Origin of the sequence: Rhizobium sp. CG5, assembly GCF_023701945.1 — a bacterium.
Classification (GTDB): Bacteria; Pseudomonadota; Alphaproteobacteria; order Rhizobiales; family Rhizobiaceae; genus Allorhizobium.
Window position 1 is genome coordinate 47335 of sequence record NZ_JABAEF010000001.1, and the last position, 25379, is coordinate 72713.

Sequence of the window (25379 nt, forward strand, 5' to 3'; positions counted from 1 at the left end):
CTCGGGCGGGATGTCCGGGCTGTTGGCTTTGCCGCGCAGAAAAATCGGGTTACCGGCCGATGGCGGCCTCTTCCAGGAATTCTTCCGGGCTTTCCACCTCGACCAGCCGTTTGCGTTCGATCACCCAGAAACGATTGCCGACGGCGCGGATGAAGCTGCGATCATGGGAGACCAGCAGGCAGGTGGCCTGGTGGCCCAGCAACTCGCTTTCCAGCGCCTCCTGGCCTTCGATGTCGAGATGGTTGGTCGGCTCGTCGAGCAGATAGAAATTCGGCTCGGCCAGCCGCAGCACCAGCATGCCGAGGCGCGCCTTCTGGCCGCCGGACAGGCGGCCGATCGGCCGCGACTGCATGTCGATGCTCATGCCGGCGCCGGCCAGCAGCGTGCGGGCCCGCTGGTCGCCGACATCGAACCGGCGGATGACGGTCTGGAGCGGCGTTTCGGCGTCGCTGAGATCGGCCAGCGCCTGATCGCCATAGCCGAGCACCAGCGACGGCGTGGCCCTAATGCCGGCCCCGGCCTGTTCGGGCGTGTCGATCGCCTGGCGCAGCCGGCTGACCAGCCGTGATTTGCCGGCGCCGTTTGGACCTAGCAGGACGATGCGATCGCCCTGGCAGATGAATTGCGGACCGGTCTTGAACAGCAGGGTGCCGTCCGGGGTTCGGACCTCCGCATCCTCAAGCGTCACCAGAACCTTGGCATGGGTGCCGCGATTGGCAAGCTTGATGGCACCGGCCGAGCGTTCGAGATGGGCGGGTTTTGCCGCGTCCTCCAGCCGTTCGGCGCGCTCTTTCAACTGCTTGGTCTTGACCACCAGCAGGTCGCTGCCGGAATTGATGCCGATGTTCTTGAGCTTGGAGGCCTGCCGCCGCAGCTGGTCGGCGGTCTTGATGTCGCGTTCATAGCGCCGGGTGTCGGCGGCGTCTGCCTCGGCCAGGGCCAGACGCGCCCGCGAATAGGGCAGGGCGAAGACCGGCGATTGGTCCGGCCGCAGGAACAGCGTGCGCTGGGTGACGGCATCGAGGAAGGCGCGGTCGTGGCTGGCGACAATGACCGCCACGTCGCGCGGCAGCAGGGTCAGCCAATCCTCAAGCGCTGCAATCCGGCCAAGGTCGAGATGGTTGGTCGGCTCGTCCAGCAGCAGCACATCGGGCTCGGTGACCCAGGCGCGGGCCAGCATTGCCAGCCTCTGCCAGCCGCCGCTGAGCGCCTTCAGCGTACGCCGGCGAAATTCTTCGGGAACCTCAAGCGATTCCAGCACGACGTCGACCCGCCAGCCTTCCGCGCTTGCGGCCTCGGGCGACAGGGCGTCGAGCACGGCATCGTAGAAGGTGCGATCGACGAGGCTTAGTGGCACGTTCTGCTCGACATGGCCGAGGGTCAGGCCGCGCGCCCTGGTGATTTCGCCCTCGGTGGCGTCCAGCGTGCCGGCGATGCAGCGAAACAGCGAGGATTTGCCACGCCCGTTAGCCGCCACCAGACCGATACGGTCACCGGCGTTGACGACGAGGTTGAGGTTGGCAAAGAGCGGGCTCGACAGGGTGATGCCGAGAGAGCGGATATGGATGAGGCTCATGGGTGTTCTCTGGTCTTGACCGCGCGACTGTCCCGTGGCGGCCAATGGCCTGCATCGCGGAGACGATCGGGTGCGGATATCTCGATATGCAGCAACGCGATGCCATAGGCTCGGTGCTGCAGGCCACGAAGGGCAGACCAGAAGGAAAGGGTGCGAGAAACGCTCTTCGGTCAGCCCTGCAAACGCATTTGCAGGGCGTTGACGGGACCACGCTGCCGGTTGAACCGGAAATAATGATTGTGCACGTGATCCTCCTTTCTCGTTGAATGCAGTGCCAGAATACCATGCAGAGCGAGGTCTGCAAGAGGGCTTGTGGCGCATCTCATGGAAAGGGCGTGAGGGACGCCTATCGGGTCCCGAACAGTGTCTTATCTCTCGAAGAGATGTTTGGCGCTGCTCTTATCCGGCAGCGCCACGGTCTTCAGACGCGGTCGCTTGGGCGCGTCGCGACAGGCTTAGAGCCTGTCGGCGGACGGGAAATTGGCAGGGTCGATGCCGAGCGTGCGCAAGCTGCGGTCAGTCGGGCGACGATGGCCTTCGATGGCGGAGGCTGCAGCCGATGCTGCGCCCAGAATGGCAAAGGCCTGACCAACAAAGGCGAAACGGCTCTTGGTGCGGGTAGACATGGCGTATTCTCTTTCTCATACATTCGGACACGCTTAAAATGGGATTCCGTGCGGTTTTTTGCAATGCACAAGAGGGCAGGCCAGCCATGCAAATAGAAGGGGCCGGACTTTTGCCCGGCCTCTTTTGAATGTCGCGCAAGATGTGCGGTGCCCTAGTCTTCGTCGGAGGCCAGTTGCGACAGCACCTGGCCCTGGCCGCGGGCCCGCAGGATGAGCGGGATGATCAGGGCTGCGGCGGCGATGGTGAGCAGCACGGCGGCGATCGGCGAGGTGAAGAGCACGCTCCAGTCGCCCTGGCTGATCGCCAGCGCTCGGCGCAGCTGCTGCTCGGCCAGCGGCCCGAGGATCAGGCCGACCACGACCGGGGCGATCGGGTAGCCGAGAACCCGCATGCCATAGCCCATGATGCCGAAGACCAGCAGCATGCCGAGCTCGAACACCGACGGATTGGCGCCGATCGTGCCGAGCGTGGCAAACAGCAGGATGCCGGCATAGAGCCAGGGTTTCGGGATGGTCAGCAACCGCACCCACAGGCCGATCAGCGGCAGGTTCAGCACCAGCAGCATGAAATTGGCGATCAGCAGGCTGGCGATCAGCCCCCAGACGAGCTGCGGATTGGTGGCAAACAGCAGCGGGCCGGGCTGCAGGCCATATTGCTGGAAGCCGGCCAGCATGATGGCGGCGGTCGCCGTGGTCGGCAGGCCGAGCGTCAGCAGGGGCACCAGGGTGCCGGCGGCCGAGGCATTGTTGGCCGCTTCCGGTCCCGCCACGCCCTCGATGGCGCCATTGCCGAACTCTTCCGGGTGCTTGGTCAGGCGCTTTTCGGTGGCATAGGACAGGAAGGTGCCGATCTCCGCGCCGCCGGCCGGCATGGCGCCGATCGGGAAGCCGATCGCCGTGCCGCGCAGCCAGGGTTTCCAGGAACGCGCCCAGTCGGCGCGGGTCATCCACAGCGAGCCCTTGACGGCCTGAATGGTTTCCGGGCCGCGATTGCCCTGGGCGGCGATATAGAGCGTTTCGCCGATGGCAAACATCGCAACCGCCAGCGTCGTCACCTCGATGCCGTCCAAAAGGTCGGGCACGCCGAAGCTTAAGCGCGTCTGGCCGGTCAGCTGGTCGATGCCGATCATGGCGAGCGCAAAGCCGATGAACAGCGATGTCAGGCCGCGCAGGGTCGAATCGCCGAAGGCCGAGGAGACGGTGACGAAGGCCAGCACCATCAGCGCGAAATATTCGCGCGGGCCGAACACCAGCGCCAGCTTGACGATGAAGGGGGCGATGAAGGCCAGACCGACGGTGGCGATGAGGCCCGCGACAAAGGAGCCGATGGCAGCGGTTGCCAGCGCCGGCCCGCCGCGTCCGGCCCTGGCCATCTTGTTGCCCTCGAGCGCCGTGACGATCGAGGCGCTTTCGCCGGGTGTGTTCAGGAGGATCGAGGTGGTCGAGCCGCCATACATGCCGCCGTAATAGATACCGGCGAACATGATCAGCGAACCGGCCGGATCGAGCTTGTAGGTGACCGGCAGCAGCAGGGCGACGGTCAGCGCCGGGCCGATGCCGGGCAGGACGCCGACGGCGGTGCCGAGCGTCACGCCGATCAGCGCGTAGAACAGGTTGATCGGCTGGAGGGCGATCGTCAGGCCCTGCAGGAGAAATTCGAAAGTGCTCATGGCAGGTGCCCCTTACAGAACCAGTCGTTCCAGCGGTCCGGCCGGCAGCGACAGCTGCAGCAGGCGCGCGAAGACAACCCAGACGACGAAACAGAGCACGATGCCGACCGGCAACGAGATCCAGATTTTCCGCTTGCCGAAGGCATAGGCGGTCGCGGCGAAGAGCACGCCGGTGGCAATCGAGAAACCGGCGACCTTCAGGAGCAGCATCTGGGCGGCCAGACCGCCGATGATCCAGATGACTGGGCCGAATTCCTGATGGTCGCGGGACGGGAAATCGCCACGTATGGCTTCGAACACGGTCCAGGCGGCCAGAAACAGCAGGCCGAAGGCGACGACATAGGGCACGGTGGCGGGGCCGACCGGCGAATAGGCGGTGAGGGCGGCCAGATGGGAGGCATCCCAGAGGATGACGCCGGCAATGGCTGCCAGCACGGCGGCAACGGCCAGCGCCGCCCCATCGGGGCGGCGTGGCGATGCGTTGGGGCGCTTCGTCCCTGTCATTTCACCAACCCGATCTCTTTCAGGATCGTTTCGGTGGCGGAGATGTCCTTGGCGAGCTGTTCGTCGAAAGCCGCACCCGACAGATAGGTATTCTGCCAGCCCTTGGTCTTCAGCGTTTCCTGCCAGCTGGCCGATTTCACCAGCTTATCGACATCACCGGAGATCGCGGTCTTCTGCTCGTCGGTGAGGCCGGGAGCGGCAGCGACCATGCGCCAGTTCTGCACCACGACGTCGAGGCCGGCGTCCTTCAGGGTCGGGGCGTCGATGCCTTCGATCTTGTTGTCGCTGGAAATGGCCAGAATGCGCAGCGTACCGGCTTTGACCTGGGATTCGAATTCGCCATAGCCGGAAATGCCGGCCGAGACCTGGCTGCCGAGAATGGCGGCCAGAGCTTCGCCGCCGCCGGAAAAGGCGATGTAGTTGATCTTGGTCGGATCGACGCCGGCTGCCTTGGCAATCAGGCCGACGGCGATATGGTCCGTGCCGCCGGCCGAACCGCCGCCCCAGGAGACCGAGCCTGGATCTTTCTTCAGGGCCGCGACGAGGTCGCCCATGGTCTGGAACGGGGAAGAGGCGGGAACGACAATCGCTTCATACTCGCCGGTCAGGCGGGCGATCGGCGTGACGTCCTTCAGCGAGACGGGCGACTTATTGGTCAGGATGGCGCCGACCATGACATAGCCGCCGACGATCAGCGCATTGGGATTGCCGGCCGACTGGCTGGCAAACTGCGCCAAGCCGATCGTGCCGCCGGCGCCGGGTACGTTCTGCACCTGGACATTGCCGGCAATGCCTTCCTGCTGCAGCGATGTCTGCATCGAGCGGGCCGTCTGGTCCCAGCCGCCGCCGGGGGCTGCGGGAGCGATGATCGTGTAATCGGCAGCCAGGGCCGGCAGCGACAGGGCGCCGGCAATCAGGGATGCGAGAATGATTTTCTTCAAGGTTGTGTCCTCCGTTGTCGCGTCGGTGACGCGCGATTTTAACCATCGGGAGAGACTTGGCAGACAGGCCAGCGTGATCATGTCTTGGATTGGCTCCTCCCGAACCGTCTCGTCTGTCCGCCTCCACGGACCACGAGATGGCACTATGCACCACATCAACCTGTCAGCAACCTGTCATTTGATGATAATCAGTGGCGAGACCGCTGCTGAATACCGTTTTTCCCCGATCGTCTATTCGACGAACAGGCGGATCGGGGGAGAAACCGCCGGCTCAGAGCGAAAGGGCAAAGCGGATGCAGATCGCCAGCAGGAACAGGCCGAAGGCGAGTTCGAGGGTCTTGCGCGACAGCCGATGAGCAAGGTTTGCGCCATAGGAGGCGCAGAGCACGCTGGTCGGGATGAAAAGGGCGGCGCCGATCAGCGAGACGAAACCAAGCGCCAGCGGAAACTGCAGGGCGGCGACAGCGGGATAGGCCGCCGCACGGCCCCATCCGGCATAGATATAGCCCAACATGCCGGGAATGGAGACCAGCAGGCCGACGCCGGAGGACGTGGCTAATGCCTGGTGGATCGGCCGGCCGTAGAGGGTCAGGCAAAGCGTCGACAACTGTCCGCCGCCAATGCCCATCAGCGACGAGAGGATGCCGATGACGACGCCGTAGGCTTTCATCGCCCAGCCTTTCGGCACTTCGGCCCCCAGCCGCCAGCTGTCGCGGCCGAACAGCAGGCGGATCGCTGAAAACCCGGCCACCGCAATGAACACCATCTTGAACACTTCCGGTGGCGCATAACGGGCCACGACACTGCCGAGAAGGACGCCGATGACCACGAAGGGCCCCCAGATCCGCAGAACTTCACCATCGACAGCGCCCTTGCTGCGGTGGGTCAGATAGGATCGCAGCGAGGTCGGGATGATGACGGCCAGCGAGGTGCCGACGCAGAGGGGCATGCGCATCTCGTCGGGCACGCTGAGGATGCGAAACAGTTCGTAGAGGATCGGCACGATCACCGCGCCGCCGCCGACGCCGAACAGTCCGGCCAGAATACCGGTCAGGCAGCCTGCGGCCACAAGGGCGATGACGAGAAAAACGAGATCATAAATGGAGACGTCAGGAAACATGTGTCTATCGATTTCAACAAGCAGTGGAGGGAGAGCCAAACATTGGGAGATAGCCTGGAGGACGATCAGGCCATTGCGAGATTTTTGGCTTATCATCGCCAGCACCCTGGCAACAAGGTCAGATGGGTGCTGTTGTGATAGTATGAGAAGTGCGATTTTTGACCGGTGCTGCCTCGCTCAGTCCGCCTTGACGTGGCGGCGCTTCATGAAGGCGGAGATCTGGGAGCCGAGCCCCATGACCACGGCGGCGGCGAGGATCGTCAGGGTGCCGACGGCGGGCACCTGCGGCGTATAGCCGGATTGCAGCTTGGCGCTGACCCATTCGGGAATGGTCGAATCGGCGCCGGACGACAGCATGGACAGCGGGAAATTCGCCCAGGACAGCAGGAAGGCGAAGGTGAAGCCGGAAAAGATGCCCGGAGCCAGCAAGGGCAGGGTGATTTCACGCATCACCTGCCAGCGGCTCGCTCCCAGATCATAGGCGGCCTCCTCCACCGCCGGATCGAAGGAATAGACCTGGATGGCGATCACCAGCGTGGCGATCGGCGCGATCCAGACCAGATGGGCAAAGACGGTCGCCGGCCAGGAGGGCGTGATGCCGAGCGCCGTGAACCACAGCAGCAAAGCAAGGCCCAGCACGGCCTGCGGAAAGAGGATGGGCAAGAGAATGATCTTCTGGAACAGCCGCCGGCCCTTCCAGTCGTAGCGGGCAAAGGCGAGCGCCCCGAAGAAGGCCAGCACCGTCGACAGGCAGGCGACCGCCACGGCGACGACCGTCGAGGTCCAGAAGAAATCGCGGATCGACAGGGATTCAAAGACTTCGAGATACCATTTGTCGGAATAGTTGGGCACCGGGAAGCTGAAATATTTGGAGCGCGAGAACGATGCCAGCGCCATGGTGATCATCGGCAGATACATGAAGACGATGAGGGCGGCCATGGCACTGCCATAGGCGATGGTGGCGCGGCGGCTGAAATCGTTCATTAGCGTGTTCCTCTCATCCCTTGCGGCCGAAGATGGCGTCGAGATCGACGCGCTTGAACATGGCGAGCGCCAGGGAGCCGGCCAGCACGATCATCAGCATCGACAGGGCCGAGCCTTTCGGCCAGTTCTGCGCGAAGGTGAATTCCTTCTGGATGTCCTGGGCGATCATCACCACGGCCGTGCCGCCGAGCACCTTGGCCTCGGTGATGGCGCCGGCGGCGAGGATGAAGGTGATCAGCGCGCCGATCATGATGCCGGGCATGGCAAGCGGAATGTCGACTTCCTTCATCACCTGCCAGCGGCTGGCGCCAAGATCGAAGGCGGCTTCGCGCATCTGGGTCGGCACCATGGAGACGCCGAGGATCATCGGGAACAGCATCATCGGCAGGTTGATGTAGACGAGGCCAAACAGCGTGGCGCTGAAGGTGTAGAGCATGGAATCGACCGGAATGCCGAAATAGGTCTGCATTGTGCCGGAGACGACGCCGCCCTTGACCAAGAACAGCATCCAGCCCATCAGCCGCAGATTGTCGGCAACGAACAGCGGAGCGGCGAGCACCAGCGCCAGAATGCCGGCCCGGCGGGTAAACACCCGCACCATGGCGATCGCCAGGGGATAGCAGACCACCAGCAGGATGGCGACGGTGGAGGCGGCCAGCTGCAGGGAGGCGAGGAAGGACAGGTAATAGCTGTCGGCAAAGATCGTGCGGAAATTTTCAAGTGTCGGCATCTGCAGCACGGAAAAGGTCTGCGGCGGCATGAAGGCGAAGACGAAGACCAGCGTCAGGGGGCCGAGAAAACCCAAAAGCAGCAGAAGGCCGACCGGCAGCGCTGCCAGGAAACCGGGTTTCATCATGCCGCGGCCCAGCCGCACCGGCCAGGACTCGGCCCGCGAGACCCGGCGCGGCAGGGCGGCCTTGTGGCTGAGCGTTTCGCTTGCATCCGTCATACGCGACGTCCTTCGTCAATGCTGCTCATGTCAATTGGCAAAACGGGCGGTCGGGAAGATGGTCGAGTCCTTGGCGTCCCAGGCGATCGTCACGCGACCGCCGCGGGCGCTTGCCAGCTGCTGTTCGCGCAGTTTCTCGACCAGGAAGACCTGGGCATCGCCGACGCGCACCTGATACTGCACCCGCGATCCCAGCAGATATTCATTGTAGACCACGCCTTCGAGCTTGTTGGCGGCCGGGGCGGCGGGGTCGTCGAGAAAGCGGATGTCTTCGGGGCGGATGACCAGCGAACCGCCGGCAAAGGCGTCGGCCACCGGTGGCGCCAGATAGCTGGCGCCGGTGGCCTGATCGATCACGGTGCCGTCCGGGCCGGGTCCGACGTCGAGAATGTTGACCTCGCCCATGAATTCCGAGACGAAGCGGGTCGAAGGATTGCCGTAGATCTCGTTGGGCGTGCCGATCTGCACGAAGCGGCCCTTGTTCATCACGCCGATGCGGTCCGACATCACCATGGCTTCCTCGAGCGAATGGGTGATGTAGACGAAGGTCTTGCCGGTTTCGCGATGAATGTCCTTCAGTTCCTTTTCCAGGATCTTGCGCAGCTTGTAGTCGAGCGCCGACAGCGGCTCGTCGAAGAACAGGATTTCGGGATCAAACGCCAGCGCCCGGGCGAGCGCGACGCGCTGGCGTTCGCCGCCGGAGCATTGCAGCACGCCCTTGCCGTAATAGTGTTCCGGCAGGCGGAGCTGCGCCATCAGTTCCAGCGCCCGTTCCTTGCGGCTTGCCGCCTTCACACCGCGGATCTTCAAGGGGAATTCGATGTTCTGGCCGACGGTGCGATGGGGAAACAGCGCGAGCGACTGGAAGACCATGCAGGTCGGGCGCTTGTTGGCCGGCACGTCGTTGATGCGTTCGCCTCGCAAGAGGATATCGCCATTGGTCGGCTTGTCCATGCCGACCAGCATGCGCACCATGGTCGTCTTGCCGCTGCCGGACGGGCCGACGATGGTGAAGAACTCGCCCTCGCGGATATCCAGGCTGATGCGGTCGACGGCCGGGAATTCGCCGAAGAACTTGTCGACGGCGCGCAGCTGGAGAATGGGCAGGGGCGTTGCTGATGCCATATCGGTTTCGGCGGTGGCTGCTGTCATCATGCGGTCCCATCGGTCTGTTGAGCAGGGTCAGAACGGTGGGGAGGCCGGGAGTGCCGGCCTCCCGTCGTTGTCAGGCCTTTTCGCGCACGGCGGCGGAGAAGATCTCGTGCAGCTTGGTGTAGCTCGGGATGATGTCGAAGTCGGCGCATTTGGCCATGTCGGCGGCCAGCGTGTCGTACTGGAAGGCGTCGAGCTCTTCGGTGTTGTACAGCGCCATGACCTTGGGATCGCCCATCTGGCCGACCGGGTTGTAGGTGCCTTCGGCGAACGAGACGTTCTTGGCGGTTTCCGGGCGGAAGCAATATTGCAGGAAATCCTCGGCGCGCGGCGAGAGCTGCGGGTTGTTGACCAGCGAGGTCAGTTCCATCCAGCAGACGCCGGCCTTGCCGCCCAGTTCCTCCGGTCCCTTGTTGGGCACGATGCAGCGCAGGTTGGGGTTGCCGTCGTAGCGGGCCGCCGAGACCGAATAGACGCTGCCGGGGAAGGAGCCTTCGATCGAGCCGTTGATCATGCCAAGCGCAATGGCGTTCATGTCGTCGGAGAGGAAGGCGGCATTGTTGATCAGCTTGCGCATCACCACTTCGTACTTGGCGATTTCCTCGTCGGTCATTTCGCGGAACGGGCTGAAGCCGGCGGCGATCACTACATGCATGATGACCCAGTCGTCATACATCAGCACGGCATATTTGCCCTTGTAGTCATCCGACAGCATCAGGTCGTAGCCCTCGTCTTCAAGGGTGGCGGCCGAGACCTTGTCGGTGTTGATCAGCATGCCCGAAGGTCCATAGCGCTGGATCATGCCCAGCAATTGGTTACCGTCGTCGGAGGTCGACCATTTGTACGGCCATTTGAATTCGGGAATCATCATCTCCCAGAGCGGCTCGAACTTGGCCTTGTCGAGCGGCTTGATCAGGTTTTCCGGATAGAGCTGCCGACGGCCCCAGGCATTGTTGAGGTTGATGATGTCCCAGACCTTGGTGTCGCCGGCGCGCAGCTGGTTGACGGCTTCCGGGTCGGAGATCAGCCCCTGCGCCTTGACGTTGCAGTCGAATTCCTTGCGGAACGGGTCCAGCACCTTGTCGGAATTGTAGCCTTCCCAGCAGTAGATGTTCATTTCCTTTTCGCGGGCCGCAAAGGCGCCGCGCGGCATCATGGAGGCGGCGGCGATGCCGGCCGAAATCGAGACAGTGTCGCGCAGGAAGGCGCGCCGGGACTGGCTGAAGGATTGCAAGAGGTTTCTACGCTTCATGGATGGACCCTTTGGTTGGACATCGACATCATTGCGATTTTGCATTGCGAATGGGCATTTGCGAGATAGGCGGGAGGCACGGCGGGCAGGGCCCGCCACGCGCTCAGCTGTGGCAGCAGGCAGCGCCTTGGCTATTGGACTTGCTGGCCTTGTTGGTTTCGGGCGGCAGGTTGATCAGCGGATTGCCGTTGAAGAAGCCGACCGGCATCAGCTTGAAGCCGCACAGCACGCAGGGCTGGACCGGATGGTCTTCGACGCGGGGAATGTGGTGCAGGCCGAAGGAATGCCAGACGACGATATCGGTATTGTCGGTGGGCCGGTCCTTGGCCGTCCAGGTCGGCAGGCCATCATTGCCGCTGGAATGGTTCATGTATTCGCCGGCCGGGAAGCGTTCCTCGGGGTCATAGGGCGTCACCCAGAGATGGTTGTAGACGAAGCCGCCGCGCTTGCCGGAGGGACCGTCCGGATGGGTGTAGGACTGGATGGCCGAGGGGGTTTCCAGCTTGTAGGCGGTCGGCTTGCCAACCCAGTTCTTGACGTTGGGATTGGTGATCTTCCAGTAGCGCGACTTTTCGAAGTCGACCCGGCGGCGGGCCTTCAACTCGCTGGTGAGCGGCGTCTGCTCGACATAGAAGGCGTTGCCCATCGGATTGTCGGGGCCGATCGGCGGGGCCACCGTATCGCATTCGACGACGGTGTTGTCGGGGCCGTCGACCTCCATGTCGAGGCGCATGCAGAAGACGTGCTGGTGGATATGGCCGACCACGCCGGGGGCGACTTCGGTGCCGTATTTCTGATCGCTGCCGGGAATGCAGGCGGCGGTGTTGATGACGCCGGTCGCCTTCATCTCGAATTCGATGGCGCCGTCCTGGAACAGATACCAGTAGCAGCAGTATTCGTAATTGCCGACGGTGGTGATCGAGGAGATGACAAGGCGGCGCATGCGGCGGGTTTCGGTGCGCTCCGAGCGGAAGTCGAAATGCTTCCAGGCAAGGCCGGCATCCTCTTCATGGATGCAGATGGCGCTCGGGATGAGGCGCGGATTGCCCATCATGTCCGGCAGAACGACATCCATGTAGTGGATGTGGCCGAGGCAATCGCAGCCGAGCGCCAGGGAATTGACCAGCTTGCCAAAGCCGTATTCGCCGCTGTCGAAGACGTTCTTGCGGTAATGCACGCCGTCGGGATTGCCATAGGGCACGACCATTTCGGCCATCGACACCCGGTAGAGGATCGGCCGGCGCTGGCCGTCGACGGTATAGCCGACCTGCTGCAGGACGAGGCCCTCGCGGCCGTTGAAGCTGATGCGCACATCCCAGTTGTCCCAGGTCAGCTTGTTGCCTTCGATGGTGAAGCTCGGGCCTTCGCTCTGCACCACGTCCAGCGGCTTCAGGGGCTTGCGGAAATCGGTGAGCAGGTCGGCATCGTAGTTGATCAGGGTGTCTGGGACCGGAACGAAGGTGCCGGAGGCGGCCGAATGGTCGTCGACCCGCAGCACTTCGAGCTTGTCGACATCGACGACGACGTTCAGCCCCTCGACCGGGTGGGCGTAATAATTGTCGAGATCGGACATGCGCAGCCAGACGAAGGTATGCGCCAGCCGCTTGTTCTCCTCGCCGGGCACGGAGAAGTTGCCGGCCGACCAGGGGTCGACGCAGACATAGGCCATGTTCTCGATGCCGCGGCGGCGGATGGCCTCCTGGAAGCGGGGATCGGCTTTGGCGACATCCTCGATCATCATGAATTCTTCCGGCGAGATCATCGGCCGGGCATCGGCGAGGAACTCGACCTTGGTGACGGTGGCGAGCCCAAGATCCAGCCGGCCGCGCCAGACGCCGGTGCTGCCGCGCTTGTGCACGTTGAAGCGCGCCTTGCGCTCGATCGGCATGCCGGGAACGAAGGCGCGGACAACCTCCTTGGCCGGCTCGAGCAATTCGATCGTCTCGAACAGCAGGGCAGGGCCGAAATCGAAGTGGGTCCGCAGGATCGACGCGGCCTTGACCAGCTCTTCCGCCGTCAGCGGATCGAGGGGATGGTTGTAGGCGGGCGAGGCTTGCAGGGACAGGGAAACATTAGGCCTCTCGTTCATGGCCGATCCTCCATTCAGGTTTTTCACCGTCGACACGAGCAGTCGTCATGGCTGCGTTTCGTCAACTCTTGGAGGTCAATATTTGTGCATGCCTAAATAATGTCCATCCACCGAATGGTTGACATAAGTCAAAGAAAAGGAGGTTTCGTCTGCAACGGCAAGGCGATAGACCCGCACCCATCCACCCGGCCGCGAACTGCCATCGCTCGGTGCCGTGCCCTGGCCGGAATTCGATTGTCAGAGGGGTCGGAAGTTCAGCTGAACTGCATCATCCGCGATACCAGGCCGGCCCGGTTGTCGACGCCAGCCTTGTCGAAAATGTGGATGAGATGGGTCTTCACCGTGGAGAGCCCGATCCCCAGACATTGCGCGATATCGGCATTGGTGCGGCCGCAGCACAGCAGCCTGGCCACTTCGGCCTCGCGCTGGGTCAGGTGCAGCAGGGCATTGGCCTTCTGGGCATTGCCGGCTTTCGAGCGCGGCAGCACCTCTTGGAGATTGAAGGAAATGTAGGGATGCAGCGTATCGGCCAGATGAAACTGCGCTTCACTCGGCATGGCGTCATCGGCCGTCCACATCACGCAGATGCCGGCATAGATCTGGCTGTCGCGCTGGAAGATCAGTTCGATCGTGTTGCTGACCTGGAAGACGTCGAGGAACTGGCGGTAAAGCGCCACCTCGCTTTCCGGCGCATAGCGGCGGGCATCGTTCATCTTCAGAACCGGGCTCTGTTCGTGCTCGATCTGGCGCACATGCAGCGGATCATGGGCATGCATTTCGCGGATATAGATTTTGAGAAAATCGGAGGGCACCCGCGAACAGACGAAATTGTGGAGGTTCTTGTTGTCGTCGACCGAGTAGAAGACCAGCCGGCTCGCCCCCAAGGTGCTCGACAACAGCCGAAACGTCTCGTCGATAAATTCCCGCTTGCGTACCTCTGAGAAAGCCATGGCCATACTCCAGTGCGCTAAATCGCCGCGCCCCAATATGGGTGCGGTGCAGCAGCGGAGTCAAGCGGCTGGCGTGATTGTGGCGTGTCACGGAGACAGATTGCTGATGGACGGAGGCGCGACGGTTCCGGTGCCGCCAGCAGTTCATCACCCGCGTCAGGCGCGACATCGGGTGCCCGATCCAGGATGGCGAGCGCCGAATCGACATTTCCGCGTTCCGCCCGGTCTTTCAGGCTCATGATCGCACGCCGATGCCCAATGCCGTCTGCGATGAACGCCGACAGCAACTGGTTCAGGGATACATTGTCCTCCGCTGCGGCACGCCTGGCTTCCTCCATGACGTGATCTGCTATTTTGAGAGGGTAAGTGCTCATCCGGGACGTGTCCTGCTCGTTGGTTCTGCCGCCCGAGCGACTGCGCGCTTCAGGCGCCTTTCCGGGTGGCAAGCCAGATGGTGTGGCGGGCGCCGCTGCGTTTGTGGGCGCGGACGGTCCTGGCTTCAGCGTCGAAGCCGGCCTGCTTCAGCCGGCGGGTAAAGGCGTCGTCCGGGGCCGAGGACCACACGGCCAAAACACCGCCCGGCCGCAGCGCTGCCCTCGATGCGGCAAGGCCGGAGAGGCTGTAGAGCCCGTCATTTTCCGTGCGCGTCAGGCCGTCCGGGCCATTGTCGACATCGAGCAGGATGGCGTCGAAACGGGCGATCGATCCGCCGATCACCGCGCCGACATCGCCTTCGTGCACCGTGACGCGGCGATCATCGAGGCTGCCCTTGTAGATCCCGGCCATCGGGCCGCGCGCCCAGGCGATGACGGCCGGCACCAGTTCGGCAACAGTGACTTCGGCATCGGGGCCAAGGACTGCGAGGGCGGCGCGCAGGGTGAAACCCATGCCGAGCCCGCCGATCAGCAAACGCGGCTGACGGATGCCGGCGATGCGCTCGACGGCAAGGGTGGCAAGGGCTTCTTCGGAGCCGCTCAGCCGGCTGTTCATCAGCTCGTTGGCGCCGAGCATGATGGAGAATTCCTGGCCGCGCTGCTTCAGCCGCAACTCGCCGCCATCGCCGGGGATCGCCGTGCGGTCCAGTTCTATCCAGGGTATCATGTCGCGCCCTTTGCCAATGCGAGAGGCGCTGCCTATCATGGTGGAGGGTGCAATGCCAACCGGTCCCCCGCAGGAGCGCGCACGGCTAAAGGTCGACATTCCGACGCAAACCGTGATAGAGACCGGCGCAAAGAAGGATGACCGTGACAAAGACCCTGGGCCACACGAAGCAAGCAAACACCACGGATGCATCTGCGTCCGTGTCGCACCTGCATGCGCTCCTGGCTGTGGTCACGGTGCTTCTGGCCTATATTGGTCTGGCGATCGGCATGCCGGGCGACGATACGGCGTCGCGCTCGGGCGAGGTGGGTGCCCATGGTATCCGCCAGTCGGAACACCTGGCCGCGCGCGATGATGGCCGGCCGGTCGCGGCCGTGCATCGGGCAAATCCGAAAGGGGCCGCCCCGCCATCTGCGACCGTTCTCGTCGAGACGGCCTTCAGGCCGCTTGGTCTTTTCCCATCATTGCCGGCCATCGGACCCGGTCGCCAAGACCGGCTGCCTGCCTCGATCCTGCGCGACACCAACCAGCCCCGCGCCCCGCCCGGCCCAATGGCCTGAGCCTGCTTTTCATATCAATATGACACTGCGAGGCCCGATGTCCCAATCGGAGTCTTCGCGGCATTTTCACGGATAACATCATGAGAAACTCCCCCTGGATGGTGGCCACCTATGTGGTCATCGTCATCCTCGGCCTGCTGACGGCGCTGCCGAACGTGCTTCCGCAAACGGTACTCGACCGTATGCCGTCCTTCCTGCCCCATGACCGGGTCGAGCTCGGCCTCGACCTGCGCGGCGGTGCCCATCTGGTGCTTGAGGTCGATGCGGCCGATCTCGTCAAGGAACGCCTGCTGACAATGACGCAGGATGCCCGGCGTGTGCTCAGCGATGCCAGCATCGGCACGACGTCGGTGCGCCGCTCGACCGACCGCGTCACGGTCGTCCTGGCCGATCCGGCCAAGCGCGACGCGGCCGTCGAAACCCTGGCCAAGCTTGGAACGCCGGTCGGCCTGACGGGCGCCAGCGATATCACGCTGGGTGGAACGGGCAGCGAGATTTCCGTTGCCCTCACCGAGGCCGGCCTGACCGATCGTATCAGCGCGGCCGTCGAGCAGAGCCTCGAGATCATCCGTCAGCGTATCGACCAGGTGGGCGTCGCCGAGCCGACCATCCAGCGGGTCGGAGCGGATCGGATCCTGGTGCAGTTGCCGGGCGTTCAGGACCCCAAGCGCATTCGCGACCTGCTGGGCTCGACCGCCAAGATGAGTTTTCATCTGCTGGCACCGACGAGCGCCGATGGCCGCCCAGTGGCCGGCACATCGGTGCTGAAGGATGACGAGGGCCAGTCCTACACGGTGCAGGATCGCGTCGAACTGAGCGGCGACCACCTGACCGATGCGCGCGTCGGCTTCAACCAGACCAATAACGAGCCGATCGTCTCGTTCCGCTTCGACAATTTCGGCGCGACGCGCTTTGCCGACATCACCAAGGCCAATGTCGGGCGGCCTTTCGCCATCGTGCTCGACCAGAAGGTGCTGAGCGCGCCTGTCATCAACGAGCCGATTACCGGCGGTGCCGGCCAGATTTCCGGCAGTTTCACCGTGCAGCAGGCCAATGACCTGTCGGCGCTGCTGCGCGCCGGCGCTCTGCCGGCCAAGCTCACCGTGATCGAGGAACGCACCGTCGGCGCCGACCTTGGCAGCGATGCCATCACCATGGGCATCTTCACCGGCCTGATCGGCTTTGCCCTGGTGGTCGGCTTCATGATCGTGCTTTACGGTGCCTGGGGCCTGCTGGCCAACCTGGCGCTCGGCCTCAACGTCATCCTGACCTTTGCCGGCCTCACCCTGCTGGGAGCCACGCTGACCCTGCCGGGCATTGCCGGTATCGTGCTCGGCATCGGTCTCGCCGTCGACGCCAACGTGCTGATCAACGAGCGTATCCGCGAGGAGACGCGCAAGGGCAAGGGCGCCATGGCGGCCCTCGACGCCGGCTTTGCGCGGGCCTATTCCACCATCGTCGACAGTAACGTGACGGCGCTGATCGCCACCGTTCTGCTGTTCTGGTTCGGCAGCGGTCCGGTGCGCGGCTTTGCCGTCACCATGGGCCTCGGCATCGCCATCTCGATGTTCACGGCGGTGTCGATCGTGCGCGTCATCATGCTGACGATCGTTCGGCGCTACAAGCTGAAGACGCTGACCATCAAACCGCTGCTGCCGATCCAGCTGATCCCGGAAGGCACGCGCATCCAGTTCATGAAGGCGCGGTTCTTCGGCATCGGCTTCTCGGCCTTCCTGTCGATCGCCTCGATCATCCTGTTCATCACGCCCGGCCTCAACTACGGCGTCGATTTCCGTGGCGGCATCCAGATGGAGGTGGTGACCAAGGAGCCGGCGGATCTCGCTTCGATGCGCTCCGGTCTCGACGAGTTGGGGCTCGGCGAAGTGGCTCTGCAGCAGTTCGGCGATGCCCAGCATATGCTGATCCGCGTCGAGCGGCAGCCGGGCGGCGAAGAAGCGCAGACGGCGGCGGTCGAGACGCTGAAGGGCGAGATCGTCAAGATCGCCCCGACAGCCTCGGTCGAGCGCACCGAAGTGGTCGGACCGAAGGTCAGCGGCGAACTGGCCACAGCCGGCATCCTGTCGGTGGTCCTCGCCAGCCTTGCGATGCTCATCTATATCTGGGTGCGGTTCGAATGGCCGTTTGCCGTCGGCGCCATCGCCACGCTGGTGCTCGACGTCACCAAGACCATCGGCTTCTTCGCGCTGACCGGCCTCGACTTCAACCTGACGGCCGTGGCCGCCCTGCTGACCCTGGTCGGCTATTCGGTCAACGACAAGGTGGTGGTCTATGACCGGATGCGCGAGAACATGCGGCTCTACAAGTCGATGCCGTTCCGCGACCTGATCGACCTGTCGATCAACGAGACGCTGGCCCGAAGCCTCTATACCTCGGTCACGGCCTTCCTCGCCCTGCTGCCGATGGCGATCTGGGGCGGCAGTGCGGTCGAGAGCTTTGCCGTGCCGATGATCTTCGGCATCCTCATCGCCGCCTCGTCCTCGGTCTTCATCGCCGCGCCGATCCTGCTGTTCCTCGGCGACTGGCGCAAGCGCCGCGCCGATGCGGCACCGGCGGCTGCCGAAGTCAAAGGCGCCTGAGGCTGCAAACATTGTCGTATCAAGCAAAGGGGCCGTCATCGACGGCCCCTTCGTCGTTGCGCCATCTTGAAATCCGGGCCGGTATCCGGTGATATCGGGACAGTGCAGCCGCCATTTCCGAGGAATTTCATGCCTGACGCGTCGATCTCCCATGCCGGTCCCATGCCTCGCGAAGCGGGCATTCTGGCGTTTCTGAACCTCTGCGGCAGCTTCTATCCGGCCGATGCCGTCAACGCCTCGATCGAGCAGCAGCGGCAATGGTATGATGCGCTCTGCGCGCAGTTCGACCGGCCGCTGCCGGCCGGAATGGCGACGCAGGACGCAGTTGTCGGCGCTGTTCCGATAAGGCGGTACAGGCCGCTTGAGGTGGCGACCGAGACCGTGCTTCTCTATCTGCATGGCGGCGGCTATGTGGTCGGCTCGCTGGACAGCCACCATGCGATCTGCGCCGAGCTTTCCGCATTCTGCCGGGCCGAACTGGTCTCGGTCGATTATCGGCTGGCACCGGAGCATGTCTGGCCGGCGCAGAGCGACGATGCCTTCGCGGTGCTTTCGGATCTCGTCGGTACGGGCAGACCGGTGGTGCTGATCGGCGACAGCGCCGGCGGAAACCTGGCGGCCGGGCTTGCCCTTCGCGCCAATGCGGCCGGGCTTGCCGGCATTCGCGGCCAGGCGCTGATCTATCCGGCGCTGGGCGGCGATCTGACATCGGGCTCCTATCGCGAGATGGCAGAGGCGCCGGGCCTTTCCACCGCCGATGTCGGCTATTACCGCGACATCCTTCAGGCGCCGGACGGCGATGCCATTGCCTTTCCGCTGCTGGCAGAAACGGTTGCCGGCCTGCCGCCGGCCTTCATCTCGGTGGCGCATTTCGATCCGCTGCGCGACGATGGCCGGCGCTATGCGGCGCGGCTTGCCGAGGCCGGCGTCGAGGTGTGGTTCCGCGAGGAACCGCAGATGGTGCATGCCTGGCTGCGCGCCCGCCACATGAGCGAGGGCGCTGCGCAGGGTTTTCAGGCGCTGTGCCTTGCCGTCGCCCGGTTTGCCGGAACGCCCTGAACAGGGGCGCCATCGATCACATGAAGTCGCGCGGGACAGATTTTTCGAAGGTCTTGTCAAAAATCTGCGTCTCGCCCTCGAAGGCCATGACCTGCGCGTCGATCAGCCATGATGTGGCCGTGCAGGCGATCGACGAGGTGGAGACCGTGCGCACCGACCAGCCCGGCCGCTTCATGTCGCAGGTCCAGGTGGACGTGCCGGTCATCGACAGGGGATCGCCTGGGGTGATCGACCAGACTTCCTCGCGGATCTGGCGGGTCGACAGGCCGGTGTCGGGATGCTCGAAAAGGCCGGTATCCTCCAGGATATAGTAGCTGGTGCCATTGCCGGAGAGGTCGCGCAGCACCTGGCGCTGCGTCTCGCCGGGCATATGCTCGATGTATTTGGGTAGCGGATCGGGATTGTCCGGCTGCTTCATGTCGAGCGCCTGATGGGCGCCGAGACGCGGCAGATCGAGTTTGAGCGAGGCGGTGTCGATGGTCAGGCCCGGATCGGTGGGGGTGGGCAGCACCATCGGCCAATAGGCGGTGGACAGCGACAGGCGGATGCGGTGGCCGGCGCGCAGGCGATAGCCGCAGGCATCGAGCGTCAGGGTGATCTCGACCTTCTCACCCTTCGGCATGGGTTTGGGCGCGGCATTGCTGTTGCGGTGGGCGAGGTTGAGCACGCCGAAGGAGACGCGGGTGGCGGTGCCATCCGGGTGGACATCGACCAGCCGCGCGCAGAGATTGGCAAAATCCGCGTCGCAGGCAAGCGTTAAAGTCAGGACCGGGCGTCCGAGGCAGTCGAGATCGGCGATCAGCGGTTCGGTCTCGAAGCACAGCGATCCGGCATCGTCGCCGCGCTGGTCGAGCGCCATTTCCGCGTCGGGCTTCAGGGTGAACCATTCGCCGGCGGCGGTTCCGGTATCGAGCGGCGATTTGAGATAGACGTCGCGAACCGCGTTGCCGGTCGGCGCGCCCGCCACAAGCTGGCCGGCGCCATTGACGGCAAAGGGCTCGAGCTCCGGCGGGTTCCAGTGCTGTTTGGCGATCCAGCGGCCGGGATCGATATCGCGGCGCGGTGCCGGGCGGATCGCGTCAAGGATATAGGCGCGCACCTGCGGCAGGTCCTCGACGCCGTTCGGCTCGTCGCGCAGCCAGCGGTTCCACCAGCGGATGGCTTCGCCGAGGAAATCGGCGCGCGGCTTCGGCCAGGCGAAATGCGGATACTTGTGCACCCAGGGGCCGATCAGCGCCTTGGCCTTGTCGCCCAGGCCCTCGACGGCCTTCAACGGCGTGTTGCGATAGCCGTCCGCCCAGCCGGCAATGACCAGGGCCGGGATCTTGAAACCGTCGAAATCCTCGCAGATCGAGCCGTGCTGCCAGAAGGCATCGCGCCGCTGGTGCGACAGCCATTCCTCCAGGAAGAAGGGTTCGTTTTCCAGCCGCTCCAGCCACATGTCGCGCCAGCGCTCGCCGACAAGGGCCGGGTCGGGCGAGCGGGACTGATAGCCGAGCATGGTCGCTGCCCAGGACAGCTGCGCCGAGAGATGGCAGCCGTTCTTGTAATGGATATCGTCATTGTAGCGGTCGACCGTCGAGGCAATCGAGATGACGGCTTTCAGCGCCGGCGGGTTCATGGCGGCGACCTGCAGGCAGTTGAAGCCGCCCCAGGAAATGCCCATCATGCCGACAGAGCCGTTCGACCAGGGCTGGGCGGCGATCCAGGCGATCAGTTCGCAGGCATTGTCCAATTCCAGGGCGGTGTATTCGCCATCGATGACGCCGTCGGATTCGCCCGATCCGCGGATATCCACCCGCACGCCGGCAATGCCCGCCGCGGCAAAGGCGGGATAGGTGGATTCGTCGCGCGGGCTCGTCCCGTCGCGCTTCCTGTAGGGCAGGAATTCAAAGACCGCCGGGACGGGATCGGCCGTGGCTCCCTCCGGCATCCAGATGCGGGCGGCAAGGCGGGTGCCGTCGGCGAGGTGGATCCATTCGTTTTCGATGACGGTGAAGGGGCGGTCAGTCATGCAGCAGATATTCCATCGTAAGGATTGATAAAAGGAATGGAAAAATGAGAGAAGTGGACCGCGTTTCGAGTGATGACCGTCATATTTCGGATCTGCGCGGTTGCCGCGATTGCCGCATCCTGGAATAGCGGCGTGTGTCCGTTTCCGACCGCGTGGTCATATAGCCGACCGGCCAGCCTTGCCGTTTCAATATCAAGGGGATGAATACGGAATGCGTACAGCTCAACGAGGTCCTCCAGCCACGCAGCGAGGGCCGAAGCCTTTGCCGTGGCCCCAGCACGATTGAGCTGTGCAATACCGCTCTCGATTTCCGACGTCGTCACGACAGACAAGTGCAGCTGGTCGGACAGGTGTACGAGCCATTCGGCGATCTGGACCTCCGCAGCACCACGTCGTCGGCCGGGCGCGACGAGCGAAATGATGTTGGTGTCCAGCAGGTACATCAGATGAAATCTTTGCCGAAGCTGGGCGAAGCGCCACGCTCGGGCAGGTCGCCGTCTTCCAAGGGCGCATGGGTCAGCAGCCACCCGAAGCTCGGGATAGCTTTGGTAAGCCGCTCATACTCCTTTAACGAGATAATCACCGCTTCGCCCCTGCCGTGCCGGGTAATGATCGCTCCATCACCGTTCTTCGCGTCGTCGATGACAGCGGAAAGCTTCGCTTTGGCATCCTTCAACTGGATTTCGCGCATCATCTCACCTCAAATGACCATAGTAGTCATAATGTGCCCCGGTATCGCCTTGACGTCAATTCCCGGCGCTCTCCATCTTCCGTGTGGCGATGGCTTTTTCGAGCCAGCCGATCTGCATTTCGGGCACGGATTTCAACAGCAGGTCGGTATAGTCGTCGAAGGGCGGCGACAGGACCTTCGATTTCGGGCCGAAGCGCACCAGCCGGCCCTTGTGCATCACGGCGACGCTGTCGGCGATGGCGCGCACGATGGCGATGTCGTGGGTGATGAACATGTAGGACACTTGGGTCTCGGCCTGCAGCCGCATTAAGAGGCTCAGGATACCCTCGGCGACCAGCGGGTCGAGCGCCGAGGTCGGCTCGTCGCAGAGGATCAGTTCAGGCTTGGCGGCCAGCGCCCGGGCGATGGCGACGCGCTGCTTCTGGCCGCCGGACAGTTCGGCCGGATAACGGTCGACGAAGCCCGATGCCATCTCGATCTGCTCCAGAAGCTCCTTGACGCGGGCGGTTTTCGCCGCGCCATGCAGGCCGAAATAGAAGCTGAGCGGCCGGCCGATGATGTCGCGCACCGTCTGGCGCGGGTTCATCGCCGTATCGGCCATCTGGTAGATCAGCTGGATGCGGCGCAGGTCGTCGCGCGAGCGGCTCTTGAGGGCTGGCGTCAGGGCTCTGCCGTCGAATGTCACCTGGCCGGACAGGGGCGGCAGGAGGCCGGTGATGACGCGGGCCAGGGTCGACTTGCCGGAGCCGCTTTCGCCGACCACCGCCAGCGTCTGGCCCTTCGGCAGATGCAGCGAGACGTCGTGCAGGACCTTGAAGCCGTTCGAGTAGCCGGCGGTGATATGCTCGACCTTCAGCAGCGTATTGCTCTGGTCCATGGCCTCGGTGCGCTTTTCCTGGCGGACATTGACCAGGGCGCGGGTGTAGTCCTCGCGCGGCGCCTCGATGATCTGCTGGGCGGTGCCGTATTCCACTGTCTTGCCGTGGCGCAGCACCATGATGTCGTCGGAGATCTGCGCGACGACGGCCAGATCATGGGTGATGTAGAGCGCCGCCGTGCCGGTTTCCTCGATGGCATGCTTGATGGCGGCCAGCACGTCGATCTGGGTGGTCACGTCAAGGGCGGTGGTCGGTTCGTCGAAGACGATCAGCTCCGGATGGGAGCAGAGCGCCATGGCCGTCATGGCGCGTTGCAGCTGGCCGCCGGAGACCTGGTGGGGAAAGCGGTCGCCGAACTGGTCGGGGTTCGGCAGGCCGAGTACGCCGAACAGGTAGGTGGCGCGCTTGCGGGCTTCCTCCCGGCTCATCAGACCATGGGCCAGCGTCGCCTCGATCACCTGGTCGCCGAGCTTGTGGGCCGGGTTGAAGGCGGCGGCGGCCGATTGCGCGACATAGCAGACCCTGGCGCCGCGGATTTTACGGATGCCGCCCTTGCCGAGTGTTAGCAGGTCCTCGCCATCGAGCAGCACCTCGCCGCCGGTGATCCTGACGCCGCCGCGGCCATAGGCCAGCGCCGACAGGCCGATGGTCGACTTGCCGGCGCCGGATTCGCCGATCAGTCCGAGCACCTTGCCCTTCTTCAGATCGAAGGACACGCCCTCGACTATGGTGACGTTTTTCGGCGGTTCGCCGGGCGGATAGGAGGTCGCTTCGATCTTCAGGTTACGAACGGAGAGAAGCTCAGGCATCGCCGCGTCCTCCTTTGAGGCTAGATGTGCGTTTCAACAGCCAGTCGACGACGAGATTGACGCAGACCGCCAGCGCTGCGATGGCGGCGCCGGGCACCAGCGCTGCCGATATGCCGAAGATGATGCCGTCCTTGTTGTCCTTGACCATGCCGCCCCAGTCGGCGGCGGGCGGCTGGATGCCGAGGCCGAGGAAGGAGAGGGTCGACAGGAAGAGGATCGAGAAGGCGAAGCGCAGGCCGAATTCGGCAATCAGCGGCGTCAGCGTGTTGGGCAGGATCTCGCGGAAGATGATCCACAGCTTGCCTTCGCCGCGCAGCTTGGCCGCCTCGACGAATTCCATCACCGCCACATCAAGCGCCACGGCCCGGCCGAGGCGATAGACGCGGGTGCTGTCGAGTATGGCCATGACGAGGACCAGCACGAAGAGGTTCTGCGGCAGCACGGACAGCACCACCAGCGCGAAGATTAGCGTCGGGATCGACATCATCAGGTCGTTGAAGCGTGAGAAGACCTGGTCGATCAGTCCGCGCGACACGGCGGCGGTGAAGCTGAGCGCAATGCCCAGCGAGAAGGAGATGACGGTGGCGGCGAGCGCGACGGCAAGCGTCGTGCGGGCGCCGTAGATCATCCGCGAGAGGATGTCGCGGCCGAGATTGTCGGTGCCGAGCGGAAAGGCGCCGCCCATCGGCTCCCAGACGCCGCCGACGATCTCGCGTTCGCCGAACGGCGCGATCCAGGGGGCGAAGATGGCACAGAAAAAGGCAAGCGCGATGCCGAACAGGCCGATCCAGGCGGACAGGGTCAGGTCTCTCAGTCTCATCGCGGATGCCTCAGCCGGGGATTGGCGACGATGGCGATGATGTCAGCCACCATGTTGAGCAGGATATAGACCGCGGCGAAGATCAGGCCGCAGGCCTGCACCACCGGCATGTCGCGCACGGTCACGGCATCGACCATGTACTGGCCCATGCCGGGATAGACGAAGACCACTTCGACCACCACGACGCCGACGACCAGGTAGGCGAGATTGAGGGCGACGACATTGACGATCGGGGCGATCGCATTGGGGGCGGCATGCTTGACGATGGCGCGGAAGGCGGACAGGCCCTTGAGTTCGGCCGTTTCCATATAGGCCGAGGCCATGACCGAGAGAATGGCGGCCCGCGTCATGCGCATCATATGGGCCAGCACGACGAGCACGAGGGTTGCGGTCGGCAGGGCAATGGTCTTCAGGCGCTCGGCAAGGCCCATGCTGTCATAGACCGTGGCCGGGAAGGTGGCGACGCCCATCTGGACGGCAAAGAACAGGATCAGCAGATAGCCGATGAAGAATTCCGGCAGGGAGATCGCCGCCAGCGACAGCACGTTGATGATCTTGTCGGGCACGCGCTCGCGAAAGTGCACGGCGACCATGCCGAGCCCGACGGCCAGCGGCACGGAGATTGCGGCGGCAAACAGCGCCAGGAACAGCGAATTGCCGAGGCGCTTGCCGATCTGTTCGCTGACCGAATTGCGACTGGCCCAGGACGTGCCGAAATCGCCCTGTAGCGCGTTGCCCAGCCATTCGAAATAGCGGGTGGCGATCGGCCGGTCGAGGCCGAGATCGGCCCGGATATTGGCGACCGCCTGCGGGGTTGCCGACTGGCCGAGATAGGTGGTGGCGAAATCGCCGGGCAGGGCCTCGACGCCGCCGAAGATCAGCACGGAAACGGCCAGCAGCAACAAAGCGCTGAGGCCGAGGCGCTGCAGGATGAGGGTGAGCAGCGGATAGCGGGCAAAGAGCGATGGCCGCTCCGGCCCGCCGCTGTCGGCGATGTTCGTCATGACATTCGTGCCCCTGGTGAAACGGCCCAATAC

General features: G+C 63.9%; 23 protein-coding genes. 3 read left to right on the top strand and 20 right to left on the bottom strand.

Features of this window, described 5'->3' with window-relative positions; genetic code table 11:
- Positions 1-49: 49 nt before the first annotated feature.
- From HGO38_RS00225 to HGO38_RS00290, 14 genes are all read right to left on the bottom strand, one after another.
- A complete protein-coding gene (locus HGO38_RS00225; protein ID WP_250953911.1) occupies positions 50-1576 on the bottom strand; it encodes an ABC-F family ATP-binding cassette domain-containing protein in 1527 nt (508 codons plus the stop codon).
- A 455-nt stretch (positions 1577-2031) separates the two neighbouring features.
- Positions 2032-2202 (bottom strand): hypothetical protein, encoded by a 171-nt coding sequence (locus HGO38_RS00230; RefSeq protein WP_250953912.1) that lies wholly within the window; start codon positions 2200-2202, stop codon positions 2032-2034.
- A 152-nt stretch (positions 2203-2354) separates the two neighbouring features.
- A complete protein-coding gene (locus HGO38_RS00235; RefSeq protein WP_250953913.1) occupies positions 2355-3872 on the bottom strand; it encodes a tripartite tricarboxylate transporter permease in 1518 nt (505 codons plus the stop codon).
- 12 nt (positions 3873-3884) lie between these two features.
- Positions 3885-4376 carry a tripartite tricarboxylate transporter TctB family protein gene (locus HGO38_RS00240; RefSeq protein ID WP_250953914.1) on the bottom strand — a complete coding sequence of 164 codons (492 nt, stop codon included), beginning with the start codon at positions 4374-4376 and terminating at the stop codon, positions 3885-3887.
- Positions 4373-5317 carry a Bug family tripartite tricarboxylate transporter substrate binding protein gene (locus HGO38_RS00245; protein ID WP_250953915.1) on the bottom strand — a complete coding sequence of 315 codons (945 nt, stop codon included), beginning with the start codon at positions 5315-5317 and terminating at the stop codon, positions 4373-4375. Before HGO38_RS00245 ends, HGO38_RS00240 begins: the two co-directional genes overlap by 4 nt.
- A gap of 271 nt (positions 5318-5588) precedes the next feature.
- Positions 5589-6437: a sulfite exporter TauE/SafE family protein gene (locus HGO38_RS00250; RefSeq protein ID WP_250953916.1), complete on the bottom strand. Its 849-nt coding sequence runs from the start codon at positions 6435-6437 to the stop codon at positions 5589-5591.
- A gap of 177 nt (positions 6438-6614) precedes the next feature.
- Positions 6615-7421 (bottom strand): ABC transporter permease, encoded by an 807-nt coding sequence (locus tag HGO38_RS00255; RefSeq protein WP_250953917.1) that lies wholly within the window; start codon positions 7419-7421, stop codon positions 6615-6617.
- 13 nt (positions 7422-7434) lie between these two features.
- Positions 7435-8370, bottom strand: coding sequence for an ABC transporter permease (locus HGO38_RS00260; protein WP_250953918.1), 936 nt, complete (start codon positions 8368-8370; stop codon positions 7435-7437).
- Between the two features lie 30 nt (positions 8371-8400).
- The gene (locus HGO38_RS00265) at positions 8401-9522 is read right to left on the bottom strand and encodes an ABC transporter ATP-binding protein (RefSeq protein WP_250953919.1); all 1122 of its coding nucleotides are present in this window, start codon (positions 9520-9522) and stop codon (positions 8401-8403) included.
- A gap of 73 nt (positions 9523-9595) precedes the next feature.
- Positions 9596-10774 carry an ABC transporter substrate-binding protein gene (locus HGO38_RS00270; RefSeq protein WP_250953920.1) on the bottom strand — a complete coding sequence of 393 codons (1179 nt, stop codon included), beginning with the start codon at positions 10772-10774 and terminating at the stop codon, positions 9596-9598.
- 103 nt (positions 10775-10877) lie between these two features.
- Complete coding sequence (locus HGO38_RS00275; RefSeq protein WP_250953921.1) at positions 10878-12863, bottom strand: primary-amine oxidase; 1986 nt, start codon at positions 12861-12863, stop codon at positions 10878-10880.
- A 254-nt stretch (positions 12864-13117) separates the two neighbouring features.
- On the bottom strand, positions 13118-13813 hold the full coding sequence (locus HGO38_RS00280) for a helix-turn-helix transcriptional regulator (protein ID WP_250953922.1): 696 nt from the start codon (positions 13811-13813) through the stop codon (positions 13118-13120).
- 17 nt (positions 13814-13830) lie between these two features.
- A complete protein-coding gene (locus HGO38_RS00285) occupies positions 13831-14187 on the bottom strand; it encodes a hypothetical protein (protein WP_250953923.1) in 357 nt (118 codons plus the stop codon).
- A 49-nt stretch (positions 14188-14236) separates the two neighbouring features.
- On the bottom strand, positions 14237-14914 hold the full coding sequence (locus HGO38_RS00290) for a spermidine synthase (RefSeq protein ID WP_250953924.1): 678 nt from the start codon (positions 14912-14914) through the stop codon (positions 14237-14239).
- Positions 14915-15057: 143 nt separating this feature from the next.
- Here HGO38_RS00290 and HGO38_RS00295 point away from each other — a divergent pair, with 143 nt between their 5' ends.
- The 3 genes from HGO38_RS00295 (at position 15058) to HGO38_RS00305 (ending at position 19130) form a co-directional block, all read left to right on the top strand.
- Complete coding sequence (locus tag HGO38_RS00295) at positions 15058-15474, top strand: hypothetical protein (protein ID WP_250953925.1); 417 nt, start codon at positions 15058-15060, stop codon at positions 15472-15474.
- An 80-nt stretch (positions 15475-15554) separates the two neighbouring features.
- Positions 15555-18071 (top strand): protein translocase subunit SecD, encoded by a 2517-nt coding sequence (gene secD / locus HGO38_RS00300; RefSeq protein WP_250953926.1) that lies wholly within the window; start codon positions 15555-15557, stop codon positions 18069-18071.
- 129 nt (positions 18072-18200) lie between these two features.
- On the top strand, positions 18201-19130 hold the full coding sequence (locus HGO38_RS00305; RefSeq protein ID WP_250953927.1) for an alpha/beta hydrolase: 930 nt from the start codon (positions 18201-18203) through the stop codon (positions 19128-19130).
- A 16-nt stretch (positions 19131-19146) separates the two neighbouring features.
- On the opposite strand, the gene HGO38_RS00310 is transcribed toward HGO38_RS00305, so the two are convergent.
- Genes HGO38_RS00310 through HGO38_RS00335 form a run of 6 tightly spaced genes read right to left on the bottom strand, consistent with a single transcriptional unit; the run spans position 19147 to position 25346 of the window.
- The gene (locus HGO38_RS00310) at positions 19147-21144 is read right to left on the bottom strand and encodes a CocE/NonD family hydrolase (RefSeq protein WP_250953928.1); all 1998 of its coding nucleotides are present in this window, start codon (positions 21142-21144) and stop codon (positions 19147-19149) included.
- Positions 21141-21587: a PIN domain-containing protein gene (locus tag HGO38_RS00315; RefSeq protein WP_250953929.1), complete on the bottom strand. Its 447-nt coding sequence runs from the start codon at positions 21585-21587 to the stop codon at positions 21141-21143. The genes HGO38_RS00310 and HGO38_RS00315 overlap by 4 nt, the downstream gene beginning before the upstream one ends.
- A complete protein-coding gene (locus tag HGO38_RS00320) occupies positions 21587-21835 on the bottom strand; it encodes a type II toxin-antitoxin system Phd/YefM family antitoxin (RefSeq protein ID WP_250953930.1) in 249 nt (82 codons plus the stop codon). The genes HGO38_RS00315 and HGO38_RS00320 overlap by 1 nt, the downstream gene beginning before the upstream one ends.
- A gap of 55 nt (positions 21836-21890) precedes the next feature.
- Positions 21891-23522, bottom strand: coding sequence for an ABC transporter ATP-binding protein (locus HGO38_RS00325; RefSeq protein ID WP_250953931.1), 1632 nt, complete (start codon positions 23520-23522; stop codon positions 21891-21893).
- Positions 23515-24342 (bottom strand): ABC transporter permease, encoded by an 828-nt coding sequence (locus HGO38_RS00330; RefSeq protein ID WP_250953932.1) that lies wholly within the window; start codon positions 24340-24342, stop codon positions 23515-23517. The genes HGO38_RS00325 and HGO38_RS00330 overlap by 8 nt, the downstream gene beginning before the upstream one ends.
- Positions 24339-25346, bottom strand: coding sequence for an ABC transporter permease (locus tag HGO38_RS00335; RefSeq protein WP_168474917.1), 1008 nt, complete (start codon positions 25344-25346; stop codon positions 24339-24341). The genes HGO38_RS00330 and HGO38_RS00335 overlap by 4 nt, the downstream gene beginning before the upstream one ends.
- Positions 25347-25379: the final 33 nt, after the last annotated feature.

What these genes read in the sequence shown, in the direction of transcription:
- HGO38_RS00225 (WP_250953911.1), bottom strand. Translation starts at nt 1,576, where the DNA reads ATGAGCCTCATCCATATCCGCTCTCTCGGCATCACCCTGTCGAGCCCG.
- HGO38_RS00230 (WP_250953912.1), bottom strand. Translation starts at nt 2,202, where the DNA reads ATGTCTACCCGCACCAAGAGCCGTTTCGCCTTTGTTGGTCAGGCCTTT.
- HGO38_RS00235 (WP_250953913.1), bottom strand. Translation starts at nt 3,872, where the DNA reads ATGAGCACTTTCGAATTTCTCCTGCAGGGCCTGACGATCGCCCTCCAG.
- HGO38_RS00240 (WP_250953914.1), bottom strand. Translation starts at nt 4,376, where the DNA reads ATGACAGGGACGAAGCGCCCCAACGCATCGCCACGCCGCCCCGATGGG.
- HGO38_RS00250 (WP_250953916.1), bottom strand. Translation starts at nt 6,437, where the DNA reads ATGTTTCCTGACGTCTCCATTTATGATCTCGTTTTTCTCGTCATCGCC.
- HGO38_RS00255 (WP_250953917.1), bottom strand. Translation starts at nt 7,421, where the DNA reads ATGAACGATTTCAGCCGCCGCGCCACCATCGCCTATGGCAGTGCCATG.
- HGO38_RS00260 (WP_250953918.1), bottom strand. Translation starts at nt 8,370, where the DNA reads ATGACGGATGCAAGCGAAACGCTCAGCCACAAGGCCGCCCTGCCGCGC.
- HGO38_RS00265 (WP_250953919.1), bottom strand. Translation starts at nt 9,522, where the DNA reads ATGACAGCAGCCACCGCCGAAACCGATATGGCATCAGCAACGCCCCTG.
- HGO38_RS00270 (WP_250953920.1), bottom strand. Translation starts at nt 10,774, where the DNA reads ATGAAGCGTAGAAACCTCTTGCAATCCTTCAGCCAGTCCCGGCGCGCC.
- HGO38_RS00275 (WP_250953921.1), bottom strand. Translation starts at nt 12,863, where the DNA reads ATGAACGAGAGGCCTAATGTTTCCCTGTCCCTGCAAGCCTCGCCCGCC.
- HGO38_RS00280 (WP_250953922.1), bottom strand. Translation starts at nt 13,813, where the DNA reads ATGGCTTTCTCAGAGGTACGCAAGCGGGAATTTATCGACGAGACGTTT.
- HGO38_RS00285 (WP_250953923.1), bottom strand. Translation starts at nt 14,187, where the DNA reads ATGAGCACTTACCCTCTCAAAATAGCAGATCACGTCATGGAGGAAGCC.
- HGO38_RS00290 (WP_250953924.1), bottom strand. Translation starts at nt 14,914, where the DNA reads ATGATACCCTGGATAGAACTGGACCGCACGGCGATCCCCGGCGATGGC.
- secD (WP_250953926.1), top strand. Translation starts at nt 15,555, where the DNA reads ATGAGAAACTCCCCCTGGATGGTGGCCACCTATGTGGTCATCGTCATC.
- HGO38_RS00305 (WP_250953927.1), top strand. Translation starts at nt 18,201, where the DNA reads ATGCCTGACGCGTCGATCTCCCATGCCGGTCCCATGCCTCGCGAAGCG.
- HGO38_RS00310 (WP_250953928.1), bottom strand. Translation starts at nt 21,144, where the DNA reads ATGACTGACCGCCCCTTCACCGTCATCGAAAACGAATGGATCCACCTC.
- HGO38_RS00315 (WP_250953929.1), bottom strand. Translation starts at nt 21,587, where the DNA reads ATGTACCTGCTGGACACCAACATCATTTCGCTCGTCGCGCCCGGCCGA.
- HGO38_RS00320 (WP_250953930.1), bottom strand. Translation starts at nt 21,835, where the DNA reads ATGCGCGAAATCCAGTTGAAGGATGCCAAAGCGAAGCTTTCCGCTGTC.
- HGO38_RS00325 (WP_250953931.1), bottom strand. Translation starts at nt 23,522, where the DNA reads ATGCCTGAGCTTCTCTCCGTTCGTAACCTGAAGATCGAAGCGACCTCC.
- HGO38_RS00330 (WP_250953932.1), bottom strand. Translation starts at nt 24,342, where the DNA reads ATGAGACTGAGAGACCTGACCCTGTCCGCCTGGATCGGCCTGTTCGGC.
- HGO38_RS00335 (WP_168474917.1), bottom strand. Translation starts at nt 25,346, where the DNA reads ATGACGAACATCGCCGACAGCGGCGGGCCGGAGCGGCCATCGCTCTTT.